This window comes from Polynucleobacter sp. HIN8 (assembly GCF_030297615.1).
Classification (GTDB): domain Bacteria; phylum Pseudomonadota; class Gammaproteobacteria; order Burkholderiales; family Burkholderiaceae; genus Polynucleobacter.
In genome coordinates this window covers 1692108-1718163 of the sequence record NZ_AP028139.1, presented here as the reverse complement: position 1 = coordinate 1718163, position 26056 = coordinate 1692108, and the positions used below count along the sequence as shown (strand labels likewise).

Sequence of the window (26056 nt, the reverse complement as noted above, 5' to 3'; positions counted from 1 at the left end):
CCCCTTGTCCACGCTAACTTCATTAACTGCACTATCGCCACTGGATGGCCGGTATGCAAAAAAACTAGATGCCCTGCGTCCTTGGCTATCTGAGGCAGCTTTCATGCAGCAACGGGTTGTTGTCGAGATCCAATGGCTTTTAGCCCTTAGTGAGGCCAAGTTAGCCAATATTCCTAAAATTGACTCTGCCGATGAGGCTTTTCTCCTTCAGCTTGCCAGTGATTTTTCAGAGGCAGATGCGCAGCGCATTAAAGACATTGAGGCGATCACCAACCATGATGTCAAAGCGGTGGAGTACTGGTTGAAAGAAAAGGTCGCTAAACGTCCAAAATTATTAAAAGCGAGTGAGTTCATCCACTTTGCCTGCACTTCGGAAGACATTAACAATACCTCGCACGGCCTGATGCTGCGAGGCGCACGTGATCACGTATTAATTCCGCAACTGCGATTGATTTTGAAAGCATTAAATGAGCTGGCGGTTCGGTATGCCACCACTCCAATGCTCTCTCGAACCCATGGTCAGCCAGCATCACCCACGACCCTGGGTAAGGAAATTGCCAATATGGCAAAACGTTTAGAGCGGGCGATTCAAACCATTGGCCACGTCGCACTGCTTGGCAAGATGAATGGTGCGGTCGGTAACTACAACGCCCATTTAGCGGCTTATCCTGAGTTTGACTGGGAAGAATTTGCCAAAGGAGTCGTTGAAAAGCGTCTTGGTTTGGAATTTAATCCCTATACGATTCAGATTGAGCCCCACGACGGTATGGCTGAGTTATTCGATGCCATTGCTCGAGCCAATACAATTTTGTTAGATATCGATCGGGATTTCTGGGCTTATATTGCGCTTGGCTACTTTAAGCAAAAAACTAAAGCGGGTGAGATTGGTTCTTCCACCATGCCCCATAAAGTCAATCCGATTGATTTTGAGAACTCTGAGGGTAATCTTGGAATTGCAAATGCACTCCTGCGCCACTTGGCTGAAAAGCTTCCTATTTCACGATGGCAGCGCGATCTTACTGATTCAACCGTCTTGCGTAATTTAGGCCCAGCATTTGGTCATAGTGTGTTGGCATATGACAGTGCCCTGCGTGGACTTTCTAAATTGGAAGTGAATGAGGCCGCAATTGCATCTGATCTTGATAATTGCTGGGAAGTTTTGGCTGAGCCTATTCAGACCGTGATGCGTCGTTACGGGATTGAGAACCCCTATGAGCAGTTGAAAGATTTAACTCGGGGTAAAGCGATTACTCGTGAGGTATTGCATCGTTTCATTAAAACCCTTGCGATTCCTGAGCCAGAGAAGAAACGCTTATTAAAAATGACCCCCGCTTCATATACGGGCAAGGCAGCTGAGTTAGCATCGCGATTGAAGTCAAGTAAGCGTTGAGTCGATCCAAACATCCGATCGCGCATTATCCCTTTGGCCTCTATTTTTTGTATGAGGCGATTTGGCATTTATTAATACCGTTTGTCATTTTGCGCCTCCTGTGGCGTAGTCGCTACCATCGGGGTTATCGTCAACATATCGCTGAACGTTTTGGATTCTATGGAGCAAAAAAATTACAAACTCAGCCGATATGGATTCATGCTGTTTCGGTGGGGGAAACGCATGCAACCCAAGCCTTAATTGAGAGACTGCTCCATGAAGGTCACCCTGTTCTTTTAACGCACATGACTCCGACAGGGCGTGAAGCGGGTAGCGCACTTTATTGGAAAGCAATTCAGCAGGGTCGACTCCAGCAGGTTTATTTACCCTACGATCTTTGTTGGGCGATCGAGCGCTTCCTAAAGCGTTTTCGACCCCAACTTGGATTGCTGATGGAAACCGAGGCATGGCCAGGTTTTGTATTTCGGGCGCACCAGCTCGGGATGCCCCTTTTTCTAATCAATGCTCGCCTATCTGAACGTAGCTTTAAACGTGTGCAGAATTTTGGGCAGGCAGGGCAGATACTCTTCCAATCGTTTACAGGAATTTTGGCTCAGTCAGGGCATGACGCAAAGCGCTATCAAGCTCTAGGCGTCAAGAATGTTCACATCGTTGGTAATATGAAGTTTGATATCGCCAGTCAACCAGAAACACTCGCTCTCGGAATGCATTGGAAAATTGCGATTCAAGTCCAAGGCCGGTTAGCAGTTTGTGCTGCAAGTACGCGAGCCGGTGAAGAAGCGATTATCTTAGAAGCTTGGAAGCATATCCTGACAACCAACAACTGGACGAGCCCACCGTTACTCATGATGGTGCCGCGCCATCCAGATCGCTTCTCTGAAGTTGCTGATCTCATTTATCAATCGGGGTTGGCTTTTGAACGCCGCTCAGGCATGAGTGATCCGCGTTCCAGTGAAGAGGTAGACCCATCCTTGCATTGGGCAAAAATCGATGTTCTGCTTGGTGACTCAATGGGGGAGATGGCGGCTTACTACGCTGCTAGTGATTTTGTGGTGATGGGCGGTAGTCTTTTGCCAACCGGCGGACAAAATCTCATTGAGGCATGTGCAAATGGTTGCCCAGTGATTTTGGGGCCGCATACTTATAATTTCCAGAAAGCCAGCGAGGATGCCATTGCTTGCGGCGCAGCGATTCGAGTGACCGGTGATTTGAATTCAGAGTTAATAAACGCCTTAGCAAAAGCGATCGAGGAACTATTGGTCAATAACGCAGAGCGTAAAAAACGCACAGATTACGCCCTTCATTTTGCTGCAGAACACCAAGGCGCAACCCAACGAATCTTAGATCAGCTTAAACCTGCGCTCCAAAATTAGGGTCATCAGGCCGATTATTTTCATTAGGTTTGCGATCCGCTTTGATGAGGTCTTCGCGCTTAATACCAAGCCACATTGCAATCGCAGCGGCGACGAATACCGATGAATAAATTCCAAACAAAATACCAATCGTGAGCGCAAGAGCGAAATAGAAGAGGGACGGCCCACCAAAAATAAGCATCGCAACCACCATCATCTCGGTGCTGCCGTGGGTGATTACGGTTCGGCTGATCGTGCTCGTAATTGCGCTATCAATAATTTCACGGGTATTCATCTTGCGCTGTTTACGAAAGTTCTCGCGGATTCGATCAAAGATCACCACCGACTCGTTCACCGAGTAGCCAAGAACCGCCAATACAGCGGCCAGTACGGAGAGCGAAAACTCCCATTGGAAAAAAGCAAAAAATCCCAAAATGATTACGACGTCATGAAGGTTGGCCAAAATACCAGCGACAGCAAATTTCCATTCAAAACGGAATGCAAGGTAGATCATGATGCCGATCACAACAAAGATAAGAGCTTTAACTCCGTCAACAGCAAGCTCTTTACCAACTTGTGGCCCGACATATTCAACACGCTGCAGTTTTGCCCCAGAATTGTTCGCTTCTAGTACTTGCATCACGGCACTGCTTTGCTGCGCTGAAGGAATGACCTGACCCGTTTGATCTCGCTGAAGAGGCAAACGAATCATGATGTCGCGTGAGCTTCCAAAGTTCTGAATTTGGGTATCGGTATATCCAATTTTGGCAATCTGATCACGGATTGAGTCAAGTGGGGCAGTTTGGGGATAAGTAATCTCCATGACGGTCCCGCCAGTAAACTCAATTGAAAGGTGCAAGCCCTTTTGCCAAATAAAAAAGACCGCAGCGAGAAATGTAATAAATGAAAATGCATTGAGTAACAATGCATGACGCATGAAGGGGATATCTTTGCGGATTCTGAAAAATTCCATGACCTATTTCCCCTCGGGTCGCCAAACTTGGCCAATTGAAATCGATGGCAATTTCTTCTTTCGCCCATACCAAAGATTGACGATGCCACGGGCAAAGAAGACTGCTGAAAACATTGAAGTCAGAATACCGAGGCAATGGACAACTGCAAAGCCTTTGACTGGACCAGATCCAAAGGCAAGTAATGCAATACCAGCAATCAGCGTAGTGATATTGGAATCCAAAATCGTAGCCCAGGCTTTATCAAAACCAATGGCAATGGCCGTCTGCGGAGCTGCGCCATTCCGAAGTTCTTCACGGATCCGCTCATTGATGAGAACGTTCGAGTCAATCGCCATACCAATTGCCAATGCCATTGCTGCAATTCCCGGTAAAGAGAGGGTAGCTTGCAGCATCGAGAGCAGGGAAATAAGTAAAACAATATTGACGCCCAGGGCGATGACTGAAAAAAATCCAAACAGTAAGTAATACGCAATCATGAATATCGCAATGGCGGCAAACCCATAAATGAGAGATTTGAATCCCTTCTCAATGTTTTCAAGCCCTAGGCTAGGACCAATGGTGCGTTCTTCAATAATTTCCATAGGAGCAGCTAAGGACCCGGCGCGGAGTAGGAGAGCAAGATCGTTTGCGCTTTCAGTGGTTGGTTGCCCGGTAATTTGAAATTTGGAGCCAAACTCACCTTGAATCGTTGCAATGGTTAGTACTTCGCCCTTACCCTTTTCAAACAAAATCATACCCATGGGTTTACCGATGTTCTCACGCGTTACTTCTTGCATGACTCGACCGCCAGCTGCATCCAGTGAGATATTGACGGAGGGACGCTGGTTTTGATCAAAGCCTGCACTGGCGTCGGTAATCCGATCGCCTGTAAAAATCACGGATTTTTTAAAGACCCCCAGGCGGTTCTCGCCAAAACGAAACACATCCGTTCCCGGTGGTGGAGTCTCATTTAAGCCAATGGTTGAGGCGACCGGGTCAGCGAGGCGGGACTCTAAGGTTGCGGTACGACCAATGATGTCTTTGGCGCGGGCAGTATCTTGAACGCCTGGCAGTTGAACAACAATCCGCTCAGACCCTTGTTGCTGGATGACTGGTTCCTTGACCGCTAATTCATTAACTCGTTTATTGAGGGTGATGATGTTTTGCTTGACGGCATTTTCTTGAACCTCTTTAAGTGCACTAGCTTTAAACCGTCCAACCAGTTTGGCACCATCGGCCACTTTTTCAATGAGCCACTCGAGTTCGGCTTGGGGACCTGCCAGTGTCGAGCGAGCAGTATCCGCTTCTGAAGTCGATCCAAAGCGAATCGTAATCGCGTCACCCGCACGCTCAATGCCTTGATGACGAATCCCTTTATCACGCAGCTGTCCCCGAATATCGGTTGCCAAGGAAGTTAATTTCTTTTGGACTGCGCCTTGCATATCAACTTGCAACAAGAAGTAGACGCCACCACGAAGATCCAGGCCCAAAGGCATGGGAAGGGCATTGATTGAGCTTAACCAGTTTGGAGTATTAGAGAGAAGATTGAGCGCAACAATATAGTTTGGCTCTTTGGGATCGGCATTGAGCTTTTGATTAACTAAATCACGCGCCTTGAGCTGCGTGTCGGTATTTTCAAAGCGAATCTTGATGCTGCCAACATTCCCAGTTCGCTCATAAAAAATCCCAGTATTTTTAATACCCGATTCGTTAAGAAGTGTTTCAATCCGCGATTGAGTAGTTAAATCGACCTTAATCGTAGGTTTAGCCGCGGAGATTTGAACGGCAGGCGCCTCGCCAAAGATGTTTGGTAAGGCATACAAAAAGCCAATGGCAAGGGCTACCCCAATGACAAGGTATTTCCAAAGGGGGTAGCGATTCATAGAGCTGGCTTACTGGGCACCAATCATGGTGCCCTGATTCATTAAACGGATTTAATCGTACCTTTTGGAAGAACGCTGGTTACCGCATTCTTTTGCATTTGAACTTCGGTGCCCGGTACTAATTCAAGCGTTACGTACTGATCTTTAACTGCAGTCACTTTACCCAAAATACCGCCAGCGGTAATGACCTCATCACCGGCTGCAAGGGCCTCGAGCATGGCTTTGGTCTCTTTTTGGCGTTTCATTTGTGGACGAATCATGATGAAATAAAGCACCACGAACATCAGAATTAAAGGAATAAAACTCATTAATCCACCAGCATCGCCACCGGCAGCAGGCGCACTTTGCGCAAATGCATTACTAATCAACATCTTGGAGCCTCCAATTAATTACGACACGTAAGCCGCAATTCTAAACCGTCTGGCTATTCATTGGGATTTTGAGGGAAGTGCTTTCCTAAAAAGCCTTAGTCTTGGTGGGGCTCAATCCCGCGTTGACGCTGATGGTGGAATAAGGCTTTAAATTGGGAGAAAACCCCCTCTTTAAGAGCAGATCGAATGCCTTCCATGAGCTCTAAGTAGTAATGAAGATTATGGATCGTATTTAACTGCGCCCCTAGGATTTCATTGGCTTTTTGGAGGTGATGCAAATAGGAGCGGGTAAAGTGGCGGCAGGTATAGCAGCTGCATTGCATGTCAATTGGTCGATCATCGTCGCGATAGCCAGCATTACGAAGTTTGAGATCCCCAAAGCGGGTAAATAGCCATCCATTTCGGGCGTTGCGCGTTGGCATCACGCAATCAAACATATCAATTCCCATACTGACCCCAAGCACCAAATCTTCAGGGGTTCCAACTCCCATCAGGTAATGCGGTAAGTGCTTAGGTAGGCGCGGTCCCGTATGACTTAAGATGCGTTCAAATTCAGGCTTGGGTTCGCCAACGGAAAGGCCGCCAATTGCAATTCCATCAAAGCCCTGATTTGCTATACCCGCAAGCGACTCATCCCGAAGTTTTTCATACATGCCACCCTGAACGATTCCAAATAGGGCATTACCGGTTTCGAGTTCTCGAAAGCGCTTGATCGAACGTTCACCCCACCTCAAGGAGAGTTGTAAGGATTCGTTTACGGATTTTTCGGAAGTCGGCTGTCCATTCGTTTCATAGGGCGTGCATTCATCAAACTGCATGGCAATATCGCTATTGAGCGTTGCCTGAATCTCCATGGATACCTCTGGGGACATGAATAATTTATCGCCATTAATCGGTGAAGAGAAAGTTACGCCATCTTCCGTAATTTTTCGTAAAGCACCTAAGCTAAATACCTGGAAGCCCCCTGAGTCGGTCAAAATTGGTTTATCCCAGCCCATAAATCGATGCAGGCCACCATGTTTACGAATTACATCTAGGCCGGGTCGCAACCACAAGTGAAAAGTATTGCCCAAGATAATTTGGGCTTGCATTTCCTTGAGATCTCGCGGGGTTACTGCTTTTACTGTGCCATAGGTTCCCACTGGCATAAAAATAGGGGTTTGAACCTCACCATGGGGTAGGCGGATTTTTCCAAGGCGGGCATGGCTATCCGAGTCCTCCTGGATGCTGGTGAATTCAAGTGGGCTCATGCACGTATTGTCTCAGGTTCGGCGCAAAAACATGGCATCGCCATAGCTAAAGAATCGGTAGCGTTCGCGAATCGCATGTGCGTAGGCGTTGCGAATGGCATCCACTCCAGCAAATGCACTAACGAGCATTAGCAGAGTCGACTTTGGCAAATGAAAGTTAGTGATTAATGCATCGACGATTTTGAACTCAAAGCCGGGCGTGATGAATAAATTTGTTTCACCTTCGAGAAGGCCGCTGATGGCATAACTTTCAAGCGTTCGGATGCTGGTAGTACCAACAGCGATCACCTTGCCATGATTTTGTTTGGTACGTTCAATGGCCTCTAGCGTATCTTTGGAGATCGAGTACCACTCATGGTGCATTTGATGCAGCGCCAAGTCTTCGTGCCGAACCGGAGTAAAGGTCCCGGCGCCGACATGCAAGGTGATTGCTGCAATTTGCACGCCATGATCGCGTAGGCGCTTCAGTAAGGCTTCGTCAAAATGCAATCCCGCGGTCGGTGCCGCAACGGCTCCAGGCTTTTGCGCCATGACGGTTTGGTATCGGTTTGCATCCTCTTCATCGGGGGTGTGGCTGATGTAAGGGGGTAATGGAAGCTCACCATAACGTTCTAAGACAGCCATTGCATGATCCGGAAAAATGATTTCGTAAAAATCGCTATTGCCACCTAAATTAACTCGACCATTGACCACGAGTTCTGGAGGAGTCTCGGGCGCGACCAAATCCGAATGCGCGAGAAGCCGAATTTTCCCTCCGGGTTTTGGAACCTTAGAGGCGCGAATTTGAGCAATCGCTTGATTAGGCCCTGTAATTCGCTCGATTAATACTTCAACGTGACCGCCTGTTTCTTTTCGCCCAAACAGACGAGCCGGAATAACGCGGGTGTCATTAAAAATGAGGAGATCGTTTGAGTCAATTAATTGGACAATATCGGTAAATGAACGATCAATGCACTCAGGTCCTCCACCCGCACTTTTGCCCAGTTCTAAGAGACGGCTGGCAGAGCGTTGTGCAAGTGGGTGCTGAGCAATTAGCTCAGGCGGGAGGTCGTAGTTGAAGTCGGATAATTGCATGGCATTACTATCGGTGTTGGGATTCTAACCATGAGAACCAAGTCCAACACAAAAACACCTAAAACACCGAGCCGTGAGGGGTCTACAGACCCTCTCGAGAAAATGGGGCTGACTACGCCTGTTGCATTGGCTTTCCATCTCCCCATTCGTTACGAGGATGAAACCAAGCTGTGGTCGATTGACGAGGCCTGTGCATTAGGGTTCCAAGGACCTATTCAAACGCAAGGGCGAGTGATTCGTAGTCAGGTAGTTTATCGACCCCGTCGACAACTGTTGGTTGCGATCGAGGACGATACCGAAGTCTTAAATCTTCGTTGGTTAAATTTTTACCCGAGTCAACAAAAGCAAATGGCAGTTGGGGTGCATGTACGCGTTCGTGGCGATATTCGGGATGGCTATTTTGGTCCAGAAATGGTTCACCCGACGGTACGCGTGGTATCGCCGTATGCACCGCTTCCTAAAAGCCTAACCCCAGTGTATTCGGTGGTTGCTGGAGTGAGTCAAGCCAAAATTCGTAAGGCAGTACTCAATGCTTTGAAGGATTCTCGTCTAGAAGAGTGCTTAGCCGAGACAATTCCAAAGAGTGCTTTAAGTCCTGCCGCACAAAGCGTGATGCAGTGGAGTCTTCGTGATTCCATTCATTATTTACATCAGCCACCCGTTGATGCCAATACCGAATCGATTGTTGAGCGGACTCATCCTGCTTGGCGTCGGGTGCAATTAGAGGAACTCCTAGCGCAGCAAATTTCTTTAAAGCAAGCGCATGCCAGTCGCAGAGCGCGCCCCGCACCGCCAAAACAATCGCATTCGCCAAAAGAATTCAAAAATCTTCCCTCGCAACTGATGCGCGCTCTTGCATTTGAGCTGACCGATGCACAGCAAAGAGTATGGTCGGAGATTACTCATGATTTGAAAGAGCCATTTCCCATGAATCGTCTTTTGCAGGGCGATGTTGGGAGCGGTAAAACCATCATCGCAGCCTTAGCCAGCGCGCAAATGGTAGAGCGCTCATTTCAAGCGGCCATCATGGCACCAACGGAAATTTTGGCAGAACAGCATTATTGGAAATTTAAAGAGTGGTTTGAGCCACTTGGTGTGCGTGTGGTGTGGCTATCGGGTGGCATGAAAGGCAAAGAAAAAAAACACGCACAGGAATTGATTGCATCGGGTGTGGCTCAAATCATTGTGGGAACCCATGCACTAATCCAAGACGCCGTTCAATTCGCCGCCCTGGGATTAGCAGTAATTGATGAGCAGCATCGCTTTGGAGTTCGTCAACGCATGGAGATTACCCAACGTATTGGCTCAGAAACTTACTATTGCCATCAGCTCATGATGTCTGCAACCCCGATTCCACGAACCCTAGCAATGACCTATTACGCTGATCTCGATGTCTCGGTTATCGACGAGTTACCGCCTGGACGACAAGCGATTACTACCAAATTGGTTAAAGACGCAAGACGGCAAGAGGTGATTGAGGGTTTGAAACAGTGGTTGCAAAAGGGTCTTCAGGCTTATTGGGTGTGCCCCCTGATTGAAGAGTCCGAAGCATTGCAATTGCAAACAGCCGTTGCGAGTCACGCGGAGTTATCCGAGTATTTATCAGAATACACACTGGCTTTAATTCATGGGCGCCTGAAGGCTGATGAGAAGGCGACTATTATGGCTGCCTTTAAAGCGGGCCAGATTGATGTGTTGGTTGCGACCACGGTGATTGAGGTGGGAGTGGATGTTCCAAACGCTGCACTCATGGTGATTGAGCATGCCGAACGCTTTGGTTATGCGCAGATTCATCAATTACGAGGTCGTGTTGGGAGGGGTTCTAATCAATCGGCATGCATCTTGATGTATTCCGAGCCTCTATCCTTAGCTGCCAAAGAGCGCTTACAGACTCTCCGAGAAGTTTCTGACGGATTTGTGATTGCTGAGCGCGATCTTGCTTTGCGTGGCCCCGGCGAGCTTTTAGGAGCTAGGCAGTCAGGTGAGGCTATGTTACGGTTTGTTGATTTGCAACGCGATGCCTGGTTAATTCAGATTGCGCAAGAGCTCGCCGAGCATTGGTTACGTAACCACCCAGAGCTTGTCGAGGCCCATTTGGGTCGTTGGCTGGGCTCACGCATGGATTTTCTAAAGGCTTGATAATAGAGCCATGACCTTAACCGAACTTCGCTATATCGTTGCAGTTGCTCGTGAGCGCCATTTTGGACGGGCTGCTGAAGCCTGTCATGTATCTCAGCCTACCTTATCAGTCGCGATTAAAAAGCTAGAGGAAGAGTTGCAAACTCAAATATTTGAGCGCACCAGTTCAGATGTTGCACTCACAACGCTTGGCGCAGTGATTATTCAGCAAGCGCAGCGGGTATTAGAGGAAGCCAATGCCCTTAAGCATCTTGCTAAACATGGACAAGATCCCTTATCCGGACCATTACGACTTGGTGCGATTTATACCGTTGCCCCTTATTTACTTCCTAGCCTTGTACGAGTAGCCCGCGATACTTTGCCAAAAGCCCCCTTATTTTTGGAAGAGAACTTCACAGTGCGCCTCATCGAGATGTTGCGCCAGGGAGAGCTCGACTGCGCCATTTTGGCAGATCCATTTCCCAGTGCTGGCCTCGATTTTGTTGATCTTTATGAAGAGCCTTTCTTGGTAGCGATCCCTAAAGGTCATGAATGGTCGGACCGAAAAACGATTGGCCAAAAAGAACTGAAGGAACAAAATACCTTGCTATTAGGTGCTGGTCATTGCTTTCGGGATCATGTGCTTGGCGTTTGCCCTGAACTGAACCGTTTCGGCAATGGCCTAACCCTTGGAGAGCATCGTAGTTTTGAAGGATCCTCTTTAGAGACCATCCGACAAATGGTTGCCGGTGGAATCGGAATTACGGTCTTGCCGCGCACATCAGTAAGCAATCCAAATGATCGCGATGGATTGATTCTTTATATTCCTTTTGAAACACCGGAGCCAACTCGTCGCGTTAGTTTGGTGTGGCGAAAAGGCTATCCACGGGTAGAGGCCATGAAGGCAATTGCTCGGACTATCCGAGCATGCGACTTACCTGGAGCGAGGTTGCTCTGATTTCTGAGCGTTTGCAGTCTTACATCTACTTGGTGCGCTTGGATAAGCCCATCGGTATTCTTTTGCTCTTATGGCCAACGCTATGGGGTCTATGGATTGCAAGCGATGGCTTTCCAAACCACATTATTTTATTAATCTTTTGCCTTGGAACAGTATTCATGCGAAGTGCTGGCTGCGCCATCAATGATTATGCTGATCGTCATTTTGATAAACATGTAGAACGGACACGGCACCGCCCACTTACGAGTGGCAAAATTTCAAATCAGGAGGCGATTGCAATTGCCTTAATTCTGGCGCTGCTGTCATATGGATTAATTCAGCCTTTAAACGGATTGACCAAGCAACTCTCGGTAGTTGCCGTTCTTTTGGCAGCCATTTATCCCTTTACGAAACGCTTTTTCTCGATTCCACAAGCAATCCTTGGTTTAGCATTTGGTTTTGGTATTCCCATGGCATTTGCAGCAGTACAAAATCAAATACCACTAGAGGCCTGGGTTTTGTTCATCGGTAATGTATTTTGGGCGATTGCCTACGATACCGCTTATGCCATGGTCGATCGCGATGATGATCTGCGTTTAGGTTTAAAAACCTCCGCGATTACTTTTGGGCGTTTGGATGTAACGGCAATCTCGATTTGCTATGGACTTTTATTGGCATCTCAAATTTGGGTAGCCGAGATAATTCAGTTAAGCCCTTGGTTCTATCTGGGCTGGTTTATTGCATTAGGTTGTGCAGTCTATGAGTTACGACTCGTTGCAACCCGTCAACGTGAGGCATGCTTTAAGGCATTCTTACATAACAATTGGTTGGGTGCAGCGCTCTTTTTGGGGATTGTGTTGGGCCTAGCGCTACGCCCGTAGACTAGGATTGACCAAATTCTTTCGCCATAGCTGCTCCACGTTTTTGTGCAGCAAGAAGGGCCTCTTGCAAAATAGTTGCCCACTGCTGCTGATCAAGCACCTCAAGTGCAGCAGCAGTGGTTCCGCCTTTGGAAGTCACTTTTTGCCGAAGGCTCATGGGGGATTCTGAAGATTGGAGAGCAAGAGCGGTAGCACCCGTTAGAGTTTGATAAGCCAAATCACGAGCAATTTCTGGCGCAAGCCCCATTTTTTCTCCGCCTGCTTGAAGGGCTTCCAAGAAAGCAAATACATACGCTGGGCCGCTACCTGATAAAGCGGTCACGGCATCCATCAAAGATTCATTGGGCACCCAGATGACTTTACCAACGGCAGAGCAAATGGTTTGGGCGCAGTGCCGTTGTTGCTCATTGACGCTAGCAGGCGCAAATAAACCGGTGATTCCTTGATTAATCAGGGCAGGGGTATTGGGCATGGCGCGTATGCATGCGGAGTATTCAAGCCAGCGTGACATATCGGTAATTTGGATACCAGCCGCTATGCTCAGAATCACAGGACCATGCGCGATGTGTTCTAAGTGCTTAGCGAGTTCAGTGGCTACAGTCTTAAAGTCTTGAGGCTTGATGGCTAAGACGATGATGTGTGCTGATTTGATGATTTGCTGAGCGTCGCCTATCCCAGCATAGGTTGAAATCGAAAAATCGTGCTCAAGCCGTTTGGCAGTTTGACTTTGCGGTTCAATGACATCGATAGACTTTGGGTCGGCACCTTGCTGCAACAGGCCGCCAATGATGGCCCTTGCCATATTGCCACCACCAATAAATACGGTACTCATCGGCTGGGTATTTGTCATGACTCTATCTTAGCGCTTAGTTTGCGCTCTCCAAATATTGCACTACCAACGCGCACCATCGTTGCACCCTCAGCAATTGCTGCCTCAAGATCATCCGACATTCCCATGGACAAGGTATCAAAGTCTTCAAAACCAGGCACTTTTTGGGTTTGCACTCGGATATCCTCAAATAGGTGCCGTAGGGCCGCAAAGGCCTCGCGTTGCTCCGTCTCATTCGTGCTAGGAGCTGGGATAGCCATTAGTCCACGCAACACCAAACCCGGAAGGGAGGCCACAACCTTGCAAAGTTGTAAGGTTTCATTTGGCATCACACCCGATTTACTTTCTTCTTGACTGATATTGACTTGAACGCATGCTTGAAGAGGGCCCAGACGACTATGGGCTTGCCGTTGATCTGAGAGGCGTTGCGCAATTTTCTCGCGATCAATGGTATGGATCCAATCAAAGTGTTCGGCAATCTCAGACGTTTTATTGCTTTGTACCGGACCAATGAAATGCCACTCAAGCCATGGGCGCAATTGATCAAGTCGCTTAATCTTCTCAACCGCCTCTTGTACATAATTTTCACCAAAGGCTTTTTGACCAGCATGCATAGCTTCCTCAATCGCAGTAGTCGGGAAGGTTTTGCTAACTGCAATTAACTCAAGCAATTCCGGGTCACGACCAAAGTGTTCAGCCGCTGCATCGATGCGATGCCGAACAGCCATTAAGCGATCAGTAATTCGGCTCATGGATTTTTTGACAGTAGTTGATCAATGATTTCAATCCAATGGCGCACGGGAAGATGATCTTGATGCAAATGACTAATGCAACCAATGTTGCTAGAGACAATCGTCGTCGCACCTGATTGAGTGCAAGCCGCCTCAAGATTTTGTAGTTTTTGCGATCGCAATTGCTCAGAAAGATCAGCTTGCAAAATTGAGTAGGTACCAGCTGAGCCACAGCATAGGTGACTGTCCGCACACAAATTTACTGAAATTCCTAAGCCTTCGAGAAGGCCTTCAACTTTTCCACGGATTTGTTGACCATGTTGCAACGTACACGGTGGGTGGTAAACCACACCAGGCTTTGGATGCGTGCCAATTTGGTTTATTAATGCATCTTTAAACTCAGGAAGGAGCTCCGAAACATCTCTGCATAGTTGTGAGATGCGCTCTGCTTTCTTTGCATAGGCAGGGTCATCTGCTAACAAATGACCGTAGTCTTTGACCATGACCCCGCAGCCCGATGCATTCATCACAATCGCTTCGGCTGAATCCTTACCATTCTCAATCAATGGCCACCAAGCATCGATATTGCGCTTTGCATCCTCTAAGCCACCAGCTTGGTCATTGAGGTGATACCGGAGTGCGCCACAACAGCCCGCTTTGGTAGAACTGATTAATTGAATGCCAAGTGCATCGAATACACGGACTGTGGCATGGTTGATGTTTGGCAACATGCCAGGTTGCACACACCCATCAAGCAACACCATTTTGCGGGAATGTTCTTTAGTCGGTCTGTGACCGGCAGGTAAGCCCTGTGGTACTTTGCGAGCGATGGAGGCTGGCATTAAAGGCCGCATAAAGCGACCTATCTGCATCGCTAAATCAAATAAAGGTTTGTTCGTTAACCCCTCCTTTAACAGCCAGCGTATCAATTTTTGTCCAATGGGGCGTGGTGCCGTCTTCTCTTCAGCCCATTTACGGCCGATATCCACTAACTTGCCATATTCCACACCGCTCGGACATGTACTTTCGCAATTTCGACACGTTAAACAACGATCTAAATGGGTTCTGGTTTTTTCAGTGGGCGCCTGACCCTCAGCCATTTGCTTGATTAGATAAATGCGACCACGAGGCCCATCTAGCTCATCGCCTAATAATTGATAGGTTGGACAGGTTGCTGTACAAAAACCGCAGTGCACGCATTTGCCCAAAATACGTTTTACTTCAATACCGTCCGCGGTATTGATGAACTCAGGGGCTAATTTTGTTTCCATACTTAAGGTAAGCGCCCAGTGGTAAATACTCCAAAGGGATCAAAGGAGTGCCGCAACCGTTTTTGAACCATTTCTAAACCTGCAGTGAGAGGGTTTGACTCTAAACGTGTAAACCGTTCAATTGCTACTGTGCTCATTAATCGAAAGCATGTCACATGACCGCCATGCTCCAACGCCAGATTTTCCAATACCTTTACTGTCGATTCATTGGCAGGACCTTGTATCCAGCGCTCTTGTCCGTGCCATTCCATAATGATTCTTGGTGAGCAGTCCTTGGGCAACTCCAGTGCTGGGCAGTTGGCTGGCAAGGAGAGTCGCCAAAGGGCATGGTGATTTGGCATTTGGTTAAACCAAGAAAGCTGCTGCTCCCGAAGATTGCGCCAAAATAGATCAGCCTCTGAGTCATCAAGTGCGGTAGCGCCGATTCGATCTTGCATCATTTGACTGGCCGATATGACCGCCGCCTTCGCCCCTGCCAACCGAATGGTTAGCTCACCTTCACCACGTGCATCGCCAATCCAAGCGCTGGCATTGAGCGGTAATGGTTGCCCAGCCCATTCATTTAGGATCTTTAATGCATTGGCAGCACTCATCATGCAGCGAAGACTCGCAGTTGCAGCAGGTTTTGGAAGCACTTTTACGGAGGCCTCCAAAAGTAGGGCAAGCGTTCCTAGTGAGCCAGGTAGAAGGCGTGATACATCATAACCGGCGACATTTTTCATGACCTTGCCACCAAAAGAGAGATCTTCACCGCGACCATCCATGAGTCGGGTTCCCAAAACAAAGTCTCGTAAATTACCAACACTAATGCGAGCGGGGCCTGCGAGACCCGCAGCAATGACGCCTCCGAAGGTCGCATGATCACCAAAGTGAGGGGGTTCAAATGGCAGGATCTGATTATTTTTTGCTAACGTTGACTCGATCTCGGCAATGGGTGTGCCAGCGCATGCCGTGATTACTAGCTCTTCAGGTTGGTAGTCCAGAATTCCTTGATATGGCACTGTATTCATTATTGAAGCTTGGCTTGGGTTGCCGTACCAGGATTTTGTATTGCCGCCTTGTATGGATAGGGTTTGATTCTGTTTACCAGCCTCAATAATTTGCTCACGAAACCGTGAGAGTACCGTTTCATTCATGCTTAGAAGCGCTCCAGCTCGGGATGTGGCAATACGCCACCGCTTACGCGCATCCGTCCGTACTCCGCACAACGATTGAGGGTTGGGATCGCTTTATCAGGATTTAAAAGACGATCTGGATCAAATGCTGCTTTAACACCCCAAAAACGCTCACGCTCTTGCTCCCCAAATTGCACACACATGGAATTAATCTTCTCAATGCCTACCCCATGCTCCCCAGTGATGGTGCCTCCGAGTTCAACACAGGCCTCCAGAATTTCAGTACCAAATTCTTCAGCACGGTGCCACTCATCTGGGTCGGCGCCATTAAATAAAATCAGAGGATGCATATTGCCATCGCCCGCATGAAAGACATTGAGGCAACCAAGACCATACTTAGCCTCCATGCCCTTAATGCGTTTTAGAAGCGTTGCAATATGGCGCCTTGGAATAGTTCCATCCATGCAGTAATAGTCTGCTGCAATTCGTCCTGCGGCTGGGAAGGCATTCTTGCGACCACTCCAAAAACGTAAACGCTCCGCTTCGCTCTCGGATACTTGAATACGACTTGCACCCTGCTTTTCTAGCACGGCATTCATGCGTGCGATTTCTTCTTCGACCTCTTCGGGCGTGCCATCCGATTCGCAAAGTAGGATTGCTTCTGCGTTGAGATCGTAACCAGCGTGCACAAATTCTTCCACGGCACGCGTAGTTGGTTTATCCATCATCTCTAAGCCAGCCGGAATAATTCCAGCAGCAATGATAGCGGCCACTGCGTTGCCACCTTTTTCAATATCATCAAAGCTCGCCATAATGACTCGCGCTAATTTTGGCTTGGGAACAAGTTTCACGGTGATCTCAGTGACGATGCCAAGCATTCCCTCGCTACCAATCAATACGGCGAGTAAATCCAATCCTGGTGAATCAGGTGCCATGCTGCCAAATTCCACAACATCACCACTCATGAGGACGGCGCGAACGCGCAATACATTGTGCAGGGTCAAGCCATACTTCAGGCAGTGCACGCCACCTGAGTTCTCATTGACATTTCCGCCAATCGAGCATGCAATTTGTGACGATGGATCAGGTGCATAGTACAAGCCATGCTTTGCCACTGCCTCCGAGATGGCAAGGTTTCGGACTCCGGGTTGGACAACTGCCGTGCGCGTAAAAGGGTCAATATGCAAAATCTTTTTAAACTTTGCTAACGATAAGACCAAGCCTTGCTCAATTGGCATTGCGCCACCCGAGAGACCGGTACCCGAGCCACGCGGTACAACAGGTATTCCCAGATCTTTGCAGGCTTTCAAAATGTTGACCACTTGCCCTTCGTTCTCAGGAAGCGCAACGGCGAGGGGCATTTTGCGATAAGCAGCTAAGCCATCGCACTCATAGGGAATCGTGTCTTCCGGCTGCCAAAGTAAAGCATCGTCCGTTAGAAATGGCCGCAATGCATTGACCAAAATAGCCTGTTTAGCCTGTAAAGATTGGATTTCCGCAGAGGTAGAGGGTGCATTCATTCGCCTATTTTAGCCATTTACCTATAATCTGTTCATGGGAAATCGACTATCAAAAATTGCAACCCGAACCGGTGATGCCGGCATGACTGGCCTTGGGGATGGCAGCCGCGTAGAAAAGGATCATTTGCGCATCTGCGCCATGGGCGATGTGGATGAGCTGAACTCACAAATAGGGGTTTTGATGACCGAAGAGCTCCCTCCATCCATTGCTTCTGATCTTCAGGCATTGCTGTTGCGAGTCCAACATGATTTATTTGATTTGGGTGGGGAGCTATGCATTCCAAATTACACCCTATTAAAAATTGAGCAAGTTGAGCAACTGGATACATGGTTGGCGCATTACAACGCTAACCTTCCTCCGTTAAAAGAATTTATCTTGCCAGGAGGGACCCGTGCAGCAGCTCAGGCACATGTCTGTCGAACGGTCTGTCGACGCGCTGAGCGCTCGATTGTTAAATTGGGTTGGGTCGATCCAATAGCCGACTCCCCTCGTCAATACGTTAATCGTTTATCTGATCTTCTATTTGTGATTGCTCGGGTTTTAAATCAGGCTGCTGGTGGTCAAGATGTGCTTTGGAAGAATCAAAATAAACCACAAGATAGTTAAATAAAAAACGCGGCCTTGAGCCGCGCTTATTATTAAATACGGTGACTAGGAACGTCGCCGCTGACGAACTGCCTGTGCAAGACGCTCGAGTACTTTCACAGAATCATCCCAATTGATGCATGCATCAGTAATACTCTTGCCATATTCCAATTGCTTAGGATCATCCTTGCCGGGTGTGAACTTTTGAGCGCCAGCGTTTAAATGACTTTCAATCATGACACCGAAAATCTTGCGGGACCCGTGCTCAATTTGTTCGGCCACGTTATTTGCAACATCAATTTGGCGTTGATGCTGTTTACTCGAATTGGCATGCGATAGATCAACCATCAAAGAGGCAGGTAACTTCGCTGCTTCTAGTTCTGCGCACGCTGCTTCAACATACTTTGCTTCATAATTAGGTTCCTTGCCGCCGCGCAGAATCACGTGGCAGTCTTTATTACCCTTGGTTTCAACGATTGCAACCTGACCATTTTTATGAACCGATAAAAAATGATGTGGCCGATGAGCCGCTTGGATTGCATCCGTTGCGATTTTGATATTACCATCGGTACCATTTTTAAATCCGATTGGCGCTGACAATCCAGAACTGAGTTCGCGGTGAACTTGACTCTCTGTGGTTCTTGCGCCGATTGCACCCCACGAAATCAGATCGGCAATGTATTGGGGTGAGATTACATCGAGAAATTCACTGCCGGCTGGCATGCCCTGGCGATTAATCTCCATGAGTACTTGGCGCGCAATTCGTAGACCCTCTTCAATTTTAAAACTTTCATCAAGATAAGGGTCATTGATCAGTCCCTTCCAGCCAACCGTAGTGCGGGGTTTCTCAAAATAGACGCGCATGACGATTTCAAGATCATCGGCTAGACGAGTACGCTCCTTCATAAGCCGTTGGCAGTACTCCAGTGCTGCAGCAGGATCATGGATCGAGCAGGGGCCAATGATGACTAAAAGACGATCATCTTTGCCATGAATTAGATTACGAATCTTTTCTCGGCTTCGTCCAATTAACTTTTCCGTTGGCGTCCCAACAATGGGAAAAAACCGAATCAAGTGCTCAGGGGGCGGCAAAACGGTGATATTGCCAACACGTTGATCATCGGTCGCAGAGGTTTTATCGAGACTCGCGTACCAGTTTTCTTGGGGGTTATGGGATTTTGTACTCATACCCTCCATTCTAAAGCCTGATAGAAGTGAGTGCGAGCCAATGCAAGCAAACGCAAATTAGGCCGTGCCCCCAACGGTCATTTCATCAATGCGCAAGGTTGGCTGGCCTACGCCAACAGGGACACTTTGTCCTTCTTTCCCGCACACGCCCACTCCACTATCCAGACGAAGGTCATTACCGATCATGCTCACTTGTTTGAGGGATTCGGGGCCGTTACCAATAATCGTTGCCCCTTTGACGGGATATTGGATCTTGCCTTTTTCTACCCAATACGCCACTGAAGCAGAAAATACAAATTTGCCACTTGTGATGTCGACTTGCCCACCACCGAAGTTAACTGCATAAAGACCTCGATCGATGCTTGCCACAATTTCTTGTGGATCATAGTGACCCGATAGCATGTAGGTATTGGTCATGCGGGGCAGGGGAAGAGAGGCAAAGCTCTCACGTCGCCCATTGCCCGTCAGCGGCATTTTCATTAAGCGTGCATTGAGGCTATCTTGAATGTAGCCTTTTAAAACACCATCTTCAATCAAAGTAGTGCACTGCGTGGGTGTGCCCTCATCATCCATATTGAGTGAGCCGCGTCGTCCACTGAGTGTCCCATCATCAACCACGGTGACACCCTTGGCAGCCACACGTTGACCAATGCGTCCAGAAAATGCCGAAGACCCCTTGCGATTAAAGTCTCCCTCAAGACCGTGGCCAATGGCCTCATGAAGCAGCACACCAGGCCAACCCGGTCCCATTACAACGGTCATCGGTCCAGCAGGCGCTGGTCGGGAATCAAGATTAAGAAGTGCTTGATCGACTGCTTCGTCAACCCAAAGATCGATTCGGTGGCGATCAAAGAAACCGTAGTCAGACCGTGCCCCACCGCCGGCAGAGCCTGACTCTCGGCGACCATTTTGCTCAGCAATGACATGGATTGATACTCGCACAAGAGGTCGAATATCGGCAGCCAATAAACCATTGGAGCGAGCCACCATGACCACATCAAATTCACCAGCAAGACTGGCCATGACTTGGATGATGCGTGGGTCACGCGCTTTGGCGCGCCGTTCAATTCCCTCAAGCAGTGCAATCTTTTCTGGAGGCGTTAAAGAGTCCAAGGGGTTGAGGGCACTGTATAGCGATGGAATACCATGCGCTGATGCCAAAAGAGGAGTGCGGACTTTGACTTTGCCACCTTTTGGGCCAATGACGCGTGTGGCATGCGCAGCTTTTAGTAGAGCCTCAGAACTAATCACATCCGAGTAGGCAAATGCCGTTTTGTCGCCCGAGATCGCACGAATACCAACACCTTGATCAATATTAAAACTACCGGATTTAACAATCCCTTCTTCTAAACTCCACTGCTCACTCCGAGTGTGTTGAAAATACAAATCGGCATCATCTAAGCGATGCGCATGCATGACCCCAAAAAGTTGATCAAGGTCAGAGGTGCTCAAGTCATTGGGCTTAAGCAAAAAAGAATAGGCAATATCGAGGGCCTCTTGAGGGTTTGCTGATGTTGCAATATGTGGAATAGCGAGTGAGTTTATGGCGTTCATCGGATAAGCTTACGATGTTTTAGGGCGGGTAGCTTAGAGCGCACTTCCTCGAGTACGGCCGAGTCTAGTTCGCCAAGCACATATCCTTCCCCGGTTGGAAGTTCAGAAACAATGTTGCCCCAGGGATCGACCAACATGGATTGACCCCAAGTGCGACGTTGATTTTGGTGAAGACCCCCTTGAGCAGATGCTAAAAAGTAGCATTGGTTTTCAATTGCCCGAGCCCGTAGCAAAATCTCCCAATGGTCTTTACCCGTCGTATGGGTAAATGCAGCTGGAATTATCTGACAGTCAACCTCGGCCTGCTGACGATATAGCTCTGGAAATCGGAGATCGTAGCAAATACTTAGGCCAAATACCCACTCATTACCCTCATGCAAAATGCGAACTGTTGTAGGTTGGCTACCCGCTTCAATCGTTTCAGATTCTTGATAGCGTTCATGCGAAGTCTGAAAACCAAATAAATGAATCTTGTCATAACGTGCGATGTATTGACCTTCTGGATTAAATACCAAGCTTGCATTAAGAACTTTTAGAGGGTCGCTTGCCGCCAGCGGTATGGTTCCAGCAATTAAGAAGATCTGATACTTTTGAGCAAAGTTTTGCAGCGCATCTTGAATGGGACCATCACCAAATGACTCCCGCACTTTTACTTTATCGGTATCAGCAAGACCCATTAAGCAAAAATATTCAGGAAGAGCAACGACCGCCGCACCTTGGTCAGACGCATTTTTGATCAGTCGTTCAGCCGCACGGAGATTGTCTGCCAAATTAGCAGATGAAATCATTTGAATTGCAGCGACTGTTAATTTTTTTGCCATACCAGCTAATACTAAAGCTTTAGCGACTAATTGGCAGGTGCTGGAGTGCTTGGGACAGGTTTTGTTGGGGTTGGGGGCATCTTTTGCTCGCGCAGCAGATTCCGCGAGCGAATGGTCTCGAGCACTTTGGGATCTAATGGCTGGCCATTTTGATCCAGTGGGATCACGTCTGGCTTATCCCAGCTTCCCTGCACCAGATAATCCGTCTGTAGTGTTCGATTTAACTGATTGCTGATTAAATATTGACCAATCAAAGCGCTAGCTCCAATAATTGGGTTGACAGCAAAGAGTGCCAAGGCACCAGCGGTTGCATCAATTGTGGGGAAGATGGTAATTCGTAAATCTTGGGTTTGTTTGGGAATATTCACAAGACCGCTCGTGGCAACGCGTGCTTGATTGAGTTGCATCGTAAAGTTTTGCGTTCTGGCAACACCATTGCGTAGAACAAAATCACCAGACAGCGCATTGAAGCTTGTTCCTGAAGTAACTACATTACCTAAGCTACCTTGCAGGTCGAAGGTTGCAAATTTTAATAAGCTTTGCAAACTAAAGACGCCAATAATTTTGGCAAAACCAGAGTCCACTTGTAGTAAACGACCATTTTCGAGATTGATCTTTACATTACCAGCGAGGGTATCAAAGGAAGGATCATAAGGGGGGCCGCTCCAATCTAATTTGGCACTAATTATTCCTTTGCCACCCTCAACTGCCTTGGGGTTACCCCAGTAGGTAACTACTGCCCCTAAATCCTTGATCTGTGATGTTGTATCAATGATGACGCGCTCATTATTGCCTTGGGCATCGCTCGTCCATTCGCCAGTAACGCTTGATGACGAACTTGGATTGTTGATTTTTAAGCTTTCAATCGTAATTCGGTTTGTGCTGTTACGGGTCTTGATTGCAACCATGCCCGGCTTATACAAATTGAAACTAAAGTCATCAATACTCAGATCAAGCTCAGGAATTGCATTGAGTGACACCTCCTTGTTATTGGAGGCGTTAAGGTTCGTTGGGTTAGGTCGTTTTTGAGGAATATGTAAACGAACCAACTTACCCTTTAAAAGATCGGCATTTTTTCTCTCTTGGTACTGAACATCGCCCTCTAGGTTGGGAGACTTCAAATTGATCTGCCATGCATTGCTACCTAATTTAGCGCTCACACTCAGATTGGGCCATGAGCGATTCATGGCAATCGCTTGATTGATGCGTGCAGTAACGATGCGAAGGCCATCGGCACTATTCTCAGAGCCAGCTATGGGAGGAGTTTTATTAGTGCGATTACTTTCTAAGCTTGGAAACAAAAGACGGTGCCAAGCATCGATATTGAGATCATTGGCTTGCACATTGAGGCCAAGGCCTCGATCAGGAATGATGGCCGTAGCCCCAACTCCAATTCCATGCGCCACAATGCCGTCGGCACCCTGTTTCCCCTGTAAGGTAATTATTTTTCCAATTTGTGCTGACCATTGCGCAGTCCCCTTCGATGTTCCCTCGCTAGCAGTAGATTGATATCGAAAAACCCCATTTAGTTTGTTACCCCTTTTGATGCTAAGAGGTTCGGGGAGGGTGGTACTTAAACCGCTGAGATCTAGGTTGAGATTGAGATCCGTTGATTTACTGGTAATGGCAAGCCTGCCTTTAAATCCAGCCTTGCCATCTAATGCCTTTAAGAGTTGTTGAGATTGACGGCCTACTTGATTGGTATAGTGACGCTCAAGACGATCTAGATCAATCGTTCCATTGAGGTCATACAGTTCTTGTTTGGTTTGGGATTGCGCTGTGTTGTAGCGCATGTTGACTGTTCCACCAAAAAATTCAGCGCTTACCTGTTCAAAGCGGGGCAAGTCTTCAGTAATGCGAACAGTCCCTCGTACCTGATTAAAAGGAGCAAAATCAGACCACACGACGACGTTATTGTCTAAGTTCAGTAGAGCATTTAATTTGAGATCGTCGGTATTTTGTAAGGGTAAAAGAAGTTCTAAATCGAGTTTTGCGGGCCCGGATAACTTCAGGTTTTTTGCTAGTTCTGGGCGAGATAGAAGGACTGGTGTTGTTCTAAGATAGTCCATCATTTCATTGGTCGGGCCCGAAATGTTTCCTTTGAGATTGAGGACGGCCTTTGCGCTCGAAACGTTCGGAATTTCTGCATTGACACTCTGAACTTGTAGATTTTGATAGCGAGCATCTTTGATGGTCACCATCAGTTTGGCTTGTTGCATGGAAACCAAGCCGCTCACTTCAGTCAATTCAGGCCAACTGCCTTTTGTGGAAGGAAAGAGAGGGGCTGGTCGAAAAACTGTTTTTGAGATTGGCAAATCTAATGAGAATTCACCGGTTCCTGAGGCATCATAAGGCGCTAAATTGGGGTCCCCTTTAATTCTGAGGCTGCCATTGTTAATGTCGCCAGTGACAAAGGCCTTTTCAATATAGGTGCGCGCATCCCTAGACATTTCAGCAGGAAGATAGCGGTAGATGGTTCCCGCCTTCCCTCTCGGAAATTGAATGCTTAGATCCAAAGTATCAGGCGTTTTTTCTTTACCGATCAGGTAATTGCCATTGGCGATTAATGCGATATCAGGATTACTAACGGAGAGCTGATCAAATCCGATTTGCCATTGCTTATTTTTTAATGACCAGGTAAGTCCTCCGCTTGCGCTATCGAACTGTAGGCGCGGTTCAGCTAAAAAATCAGTAATCACCAATCCCAAGTTTTGTGAATTGAGCTTAAGACTGCCTTGGTTTTGATTGGTGATAATTTTCCCGCTTAAATTACTAATGCTGGGGATGATGTCACGGTAACCCTTAACGCTGATCTGATTTAAAGCGCCCGTGATATTGAATTTAGGGCCTTGGCCACTTAAGAGACCGCCGATTAAGGGAATATTGGATTTTGACTCGGCCCACGTAATATCGACATCGAGAAGTTCACCGCGTGGCTCTGCCTGCTCTAACATCTGACGAATGCGATTGGGAATGGGCAAATTCATCGCAAACAGGCTAAGGTTTTCGAGGCTTATTTTTGCAGATGAGAACGAAAACTTTTCAAGCTCATCATCGCGCTTAGGAGCCTGCCAACCGAACGTCATGGGCGCTAGGGACTCCATTGCGCTTCCTCGCTTTTGATTCTTATTTAACCATGCAAACCGCTGAACACCCAACGAAATAAACTTCCCAGATGTGAATTGCTTCGCTTCCATTTCGAGGCGACCAAATTCAAGTGCTTGATTACTCTTTGATTGTTGAAAAACAGGGTGCTCGATTGCAAGCTTGAACTGTCCGCCATCTGGGATACCTTTATTTAGAGCAATGGATCCCGAGGAGTCCAAAACACCACTTAGTTGTTTAAATGGAATCTCAAAATCACGACTAAATTGCCCAAGATCGAGTTGCTGGACTTCCCATTGAAAATCGCCAAGCCAATCACGCCAATAACCTGCTTGTCCACCAAAGCGATGGGAAAATTTTCCGAAGAGGCTTAATTTGCCTTGATGCCATGGGCTGTAGAGTGCTGCATCGAGTTCGTGTTGTCGAATTCCATTTCGCAGCTGCATCGATTCGATCCGCAGATCAGCGGTATCGGCTTTGGACTTTGAAAAATCTTTCCACAGAATGTTGATATCGGTAAGCTTTAAATCACCTTGCTTGAATAACCAATTTTCAAGATGGAAATCATCACCACCATCCCCAGCAAGAATACCGGCTACGTATAAACGTTTTTGTGAGTCACGTGTGACTTGAATCACTGCATTACTGGCGTGTAATTTAGTGAAATAGGGCTTAAGGTGATAAAACGATGACCAACTAAGTTCTCCGCGGATCTCTGCAATTTTTAAATAGGGTTTATCGGAAATGGCAGACGGATTTCGATTCGCATCGACGAAAAATTCTAGGTCGCGGATATCAAAGACTGGACGTATCCCTTCCCAGTACACATTGAGCTCATTCATTTTGACCTCAACCCCAATACGCTTGGACAATAACTTTTCAACAGCCGGTTTTGAGGTTTCTAGTTGTGGCCAAACAATAAATCGGATGACCAGGTGTCCAAGAACAATTAGAGCGCCTATAACGAGAATTAAGATTGCTAGTCGACGCGACCAACGTGCCCACGAAGCGGCATCGGGCCGCATGGTAAGGAGGTCTTTAAAACGCAGCGGATACTTTTTTTCGGTCATTGGGATCCATTATCCGATACCCTTCATTGATTGGGCTAGTAGCGATTAAGATAAGGC

At 47.6% G+C, this 26056-nt stretch carries 20 protein-coding genes; 6 read left to right on the top strand and 14 right to left on the bottom strand.

Features of this window, described 5'->3' with window-relative positions:
- Window positions 1-4 precede the first annotated feature (4 nt).
- Both purB and QUE65_RS08905 read left to right on the top strand, forming a co-directional pair.
- Window positions 5-1390, top strand: a complete 1386-nt coding sequence (gene purB / locus QUE65_RS08910; protein ID WP_286280747.1) for an adenylosuccinate lyase — start codon at window positions 5-7, stop codon at window positions 1388-1390.
- Window positions 1387-2763 (top strand): 3-deoxy-D-manno-octulosonic acid transferase, encoded by a 1377-nt coding sequence (locus tag QUE65_RS08905; RefSeq protein WP_286280746.1) that lies wholly within the window; start codon window positions 1387-1389, stop codon window positions 2761-2763. The genes purB and QUE65_RS08905 overlap by 4 nt, the downstream gene beginning before the upstream one ends.
- Here the strand turns inward: QUE65_RS08905 and secF are convergent.
- From secF to queA, 5 genes are all read right to left on the bottom strand, one after another.
- Window positions 2741-3715, bottom strand: a complete 975-nt coding sequence (secF, locus tag QUE65_RS08900; RefSeq protein ID WP_215369998.1) for a protein translocase subunit SecF — start codon at window positions 3713-3715, stop codon at window positions 2741-2743. The two genes, QUE65_RS08905 and secF, sit on opposite strands and share 23 nt — an antisense overlap.
- Before the next feature lie 3 nt (window positions 3716-3718).
- Window positions 3719-5578 carry a protein translocase subunit SecD gene (gene secD / locus QUE65_RS08895; protein ID WP_286280744.1) on the bottom strand — a complete coding sequence of 620 codons (1860 nt, stop codon included), beginning with the start codon at window positions 5576-5578 and terminating at the stop codon, window positions 3719-3721.
- Between the two features lie 41 nt (window positions 5579-5619).
- Window positions 5620-5949, bottom strand: a complete 330-nt coding sequence (yajC, locus tag QUE65_RS08890) for a preprotein translocase subunit YajC (protein WP_108508995.1) — start codon at window positions 5947-5949, stop codon at window positions 5620-5622.
- Between the two features lie 95 nt (window positions 5950-6044).
- The gene (tgt, locus tag QUE65_RS08885) at window positions 6045-7199 is read right to left on the bottom strand and encodes a tRNA guanosine(34) transglycosylase Tgt (protein WP_286280743.1); all 1155 of its coding nucleotides are present in this window, start codon (window positions 7197-7199) and stop codon (window positions 6045-6047) included.
- Between the two features lie 12 nt (window positions 7200-7211).
- A complete protein-coding gene (queA, locus tag QUE65_RS08880) occupies window positions 7212-8273 on the bottom strand; it encodes a tRNA preQ1(34) S-adenosylmethionine ribosyltransferase-isomerase QueA (protein ID WP_286280740.1) in 1062 nt (353 codons plus the stop codon).
- Window positions 8274-8303: 30 nt separating this feature from the next.
- On the opposite strand from queA, the gene recG reads away from it, so the two are divergent.
- From recG to ubiA, 3 genes are read left to right on the top strand one after another with little or no spacing between them, the layout of a single operon-like run.
- A complete protein-coding gene (recG, locus tag QUE65_RS08875; protein WP_286280739.1) occupies window positions 8304-10412 on the top strand; it encodes an ATP-dependent DNA helicase RecG in 2109 nt (702 codons plus the stop codon).
- A gap of 10 nt (window positions 10413-10422) precedes the next feature.
- Window positions 10423-11349, top strand: coding sequence for a LysR substrate-binding domain-containing protein (locus QUE65_RS08870; protein ID WP_286280738.1), 927 nt, complete (start codon window positions 10423-10425; stop codon window positions 11347-11349).
- Window positions 11319-12209, top strand: coding sequence for a 4-hydroxybenzoate octaprenyltransferase (gene ubiA, locus QUE65_RS08865; RefSeq protein WP_286280737.1), 891 nt, complete (start codon window positions 11319-11321; stop codon window positions 12207-12209). The genes QUE65_RS08870 and ubiA overlap by 31 nt, the downstream gene beginning before the upstream one ends.
- 1 nt (window position 12210) lies before the next feature.
- Here the strand turns inward: ubiA and proC are convergent, their stop codons facing one another.
- Genes proC through QUE65_RS08840 form a run of 5 tightly spaced genes read right to left on the bottom strand, consistent with a single transcriptional unit; the run spans window position 12211 to window position 17675 of the window.
- The gene (gene proC / locus QUE65_RS08860) at window positions 12211-13059 is read right to left on the bottom strand and encodes a pyrroline-5-carboxylate reductase (protein ID WP_286280736.1); all 849 of its coding nucleotides are present in this window, start codon (window positions 13057-13059) and stop codon (window positions 12211-12213) included.
- The gene (locus tag QUE65_RS08855; protein WP_286280735.1) at window positions 13056-13790 is read right to left on the bottom strand and encodes a YggS family pyridoxal phosphate-dependent enzyme; all 735 of its coding nucleotides are present in this window, start codon (window positions 13788-13790) and stop codon (window positions 13056-13058) included. Before QUE65_RS08855 ends, proC begins: the two co-directional genes overlap by 4 nt.
- A complete protein-coding gene (glcF, locus tag QUE65_RS08850) occupies window positions 13787-15040 on the bottom strand; it encodes a glycolate oxidase subunit GlcF (protein WP_286280733.1) in 1254 nt (417 codons plus the stop codon). Before glcF ends, QUE65_RS08855 begins: the two co-directional genes overlap by 4 nt.
- Window positions 15041-15042: 2 nt before the next feature.
- On the bottom strand, window positions 15043-16176 hold the full coding sequence (gene glcE / locus QUE65_RS08845) for a glycolate oxidase subunit GlcE (protein ID WP_286280732.1): 1134 nt from the start codon (window positions 16174-16176) through the stop codon (window positions 15043-15045).
- 2 nt (window positions 16177-16178) lie between these two features.
- Window positions 16179-17675: an FAD-linked oxidase C-terminal domain-containing protein gene (locus QUE65_RS08840; RefSeq protein ID WP_286280730.1), complete on the bottom strand. Its 1497-nt coding sequence runs from the start codon at window positions 17673-17675 to the stop codon at window positions 16179-16181.
- 34 nt (window positions 17676-17709) lie between these two features.
- Between QUE65_RS08840 and QUE65_RS08835 the strand changes: the two genes are divergently transcribed.
- Window positions 17710-18282: a cob(I)yrinic acid a,c-diamide adenosyltransferase gene (locus tag QUE65_RS08835; RefSeq protein WP_286280729.1), complete on the top strand. Its 573-nt coding sequence runs from the start codon at window positions 17710-17712 to the stop codon at window positions 18280-18282.
- 45 nt (window positions 18283-18327) lie between these two features.
- Here QUE65_RS08835 and QUE65_RS08830 read toward each other — a convergent pair whose 3' ends face one another.
- From QUE65_RS08830 to QUE65_RS08815, 4 genes are read right to left on the bottom strand one after another with little or no spacing between them, the layout of a single operon-like run.
- Complete coding sequence (locus tag QUE65_RS08830) at window positions 18328-19449, bottom strand: 3-deoxy-7-phosphoheptulonate synthase (protein ID WP_286280728.1); 1122 nt, start codon at window positions 19447-19449, stop codon at window positions 18328-18330.
- A 57-nt stretch (window positions 19450-19506) separates the two neighbouring features.
- Window positions 19507-21003, bottom strand: a complete 1497-nt coding sequence (gene tldD, locus QUE65_RS08825; protein WP_215369976.1) for a metalloprotease TldD — start codon at window positions 21001-21003, stop codon at window positions 19507-19509.
- Window positions 21000-21824 (bottom strand): carbon-nitrogen hydrolase family protein, encoded by an 825-nt coding sequence (locus QUE65_RS08820; RefSeq protein WP_286280727.1) that lies wholly within the window; start codon window positions 21822-21824, stop codon window positions 21000-21002. The genes tldD and QUE65_RS08820 overlap by 4 nt, the downstream gene beginning before the upstream one ends.
- A 26-nt stretch (window positions 21825-21850) precedes the next feature.
- On the bottom strand, window positions 21851-25999 hold the full coding sequence (locus tag QUE65_RS08815) for a YhdP family protein (RefSeq protein ID WP_286280726.1): 4149 nt from the start codon (window positions 25997-25999) through the stop codon (window positions 21851-21853).
- Window positions 26000-26056: the final 57 nt, after the last annotated feature.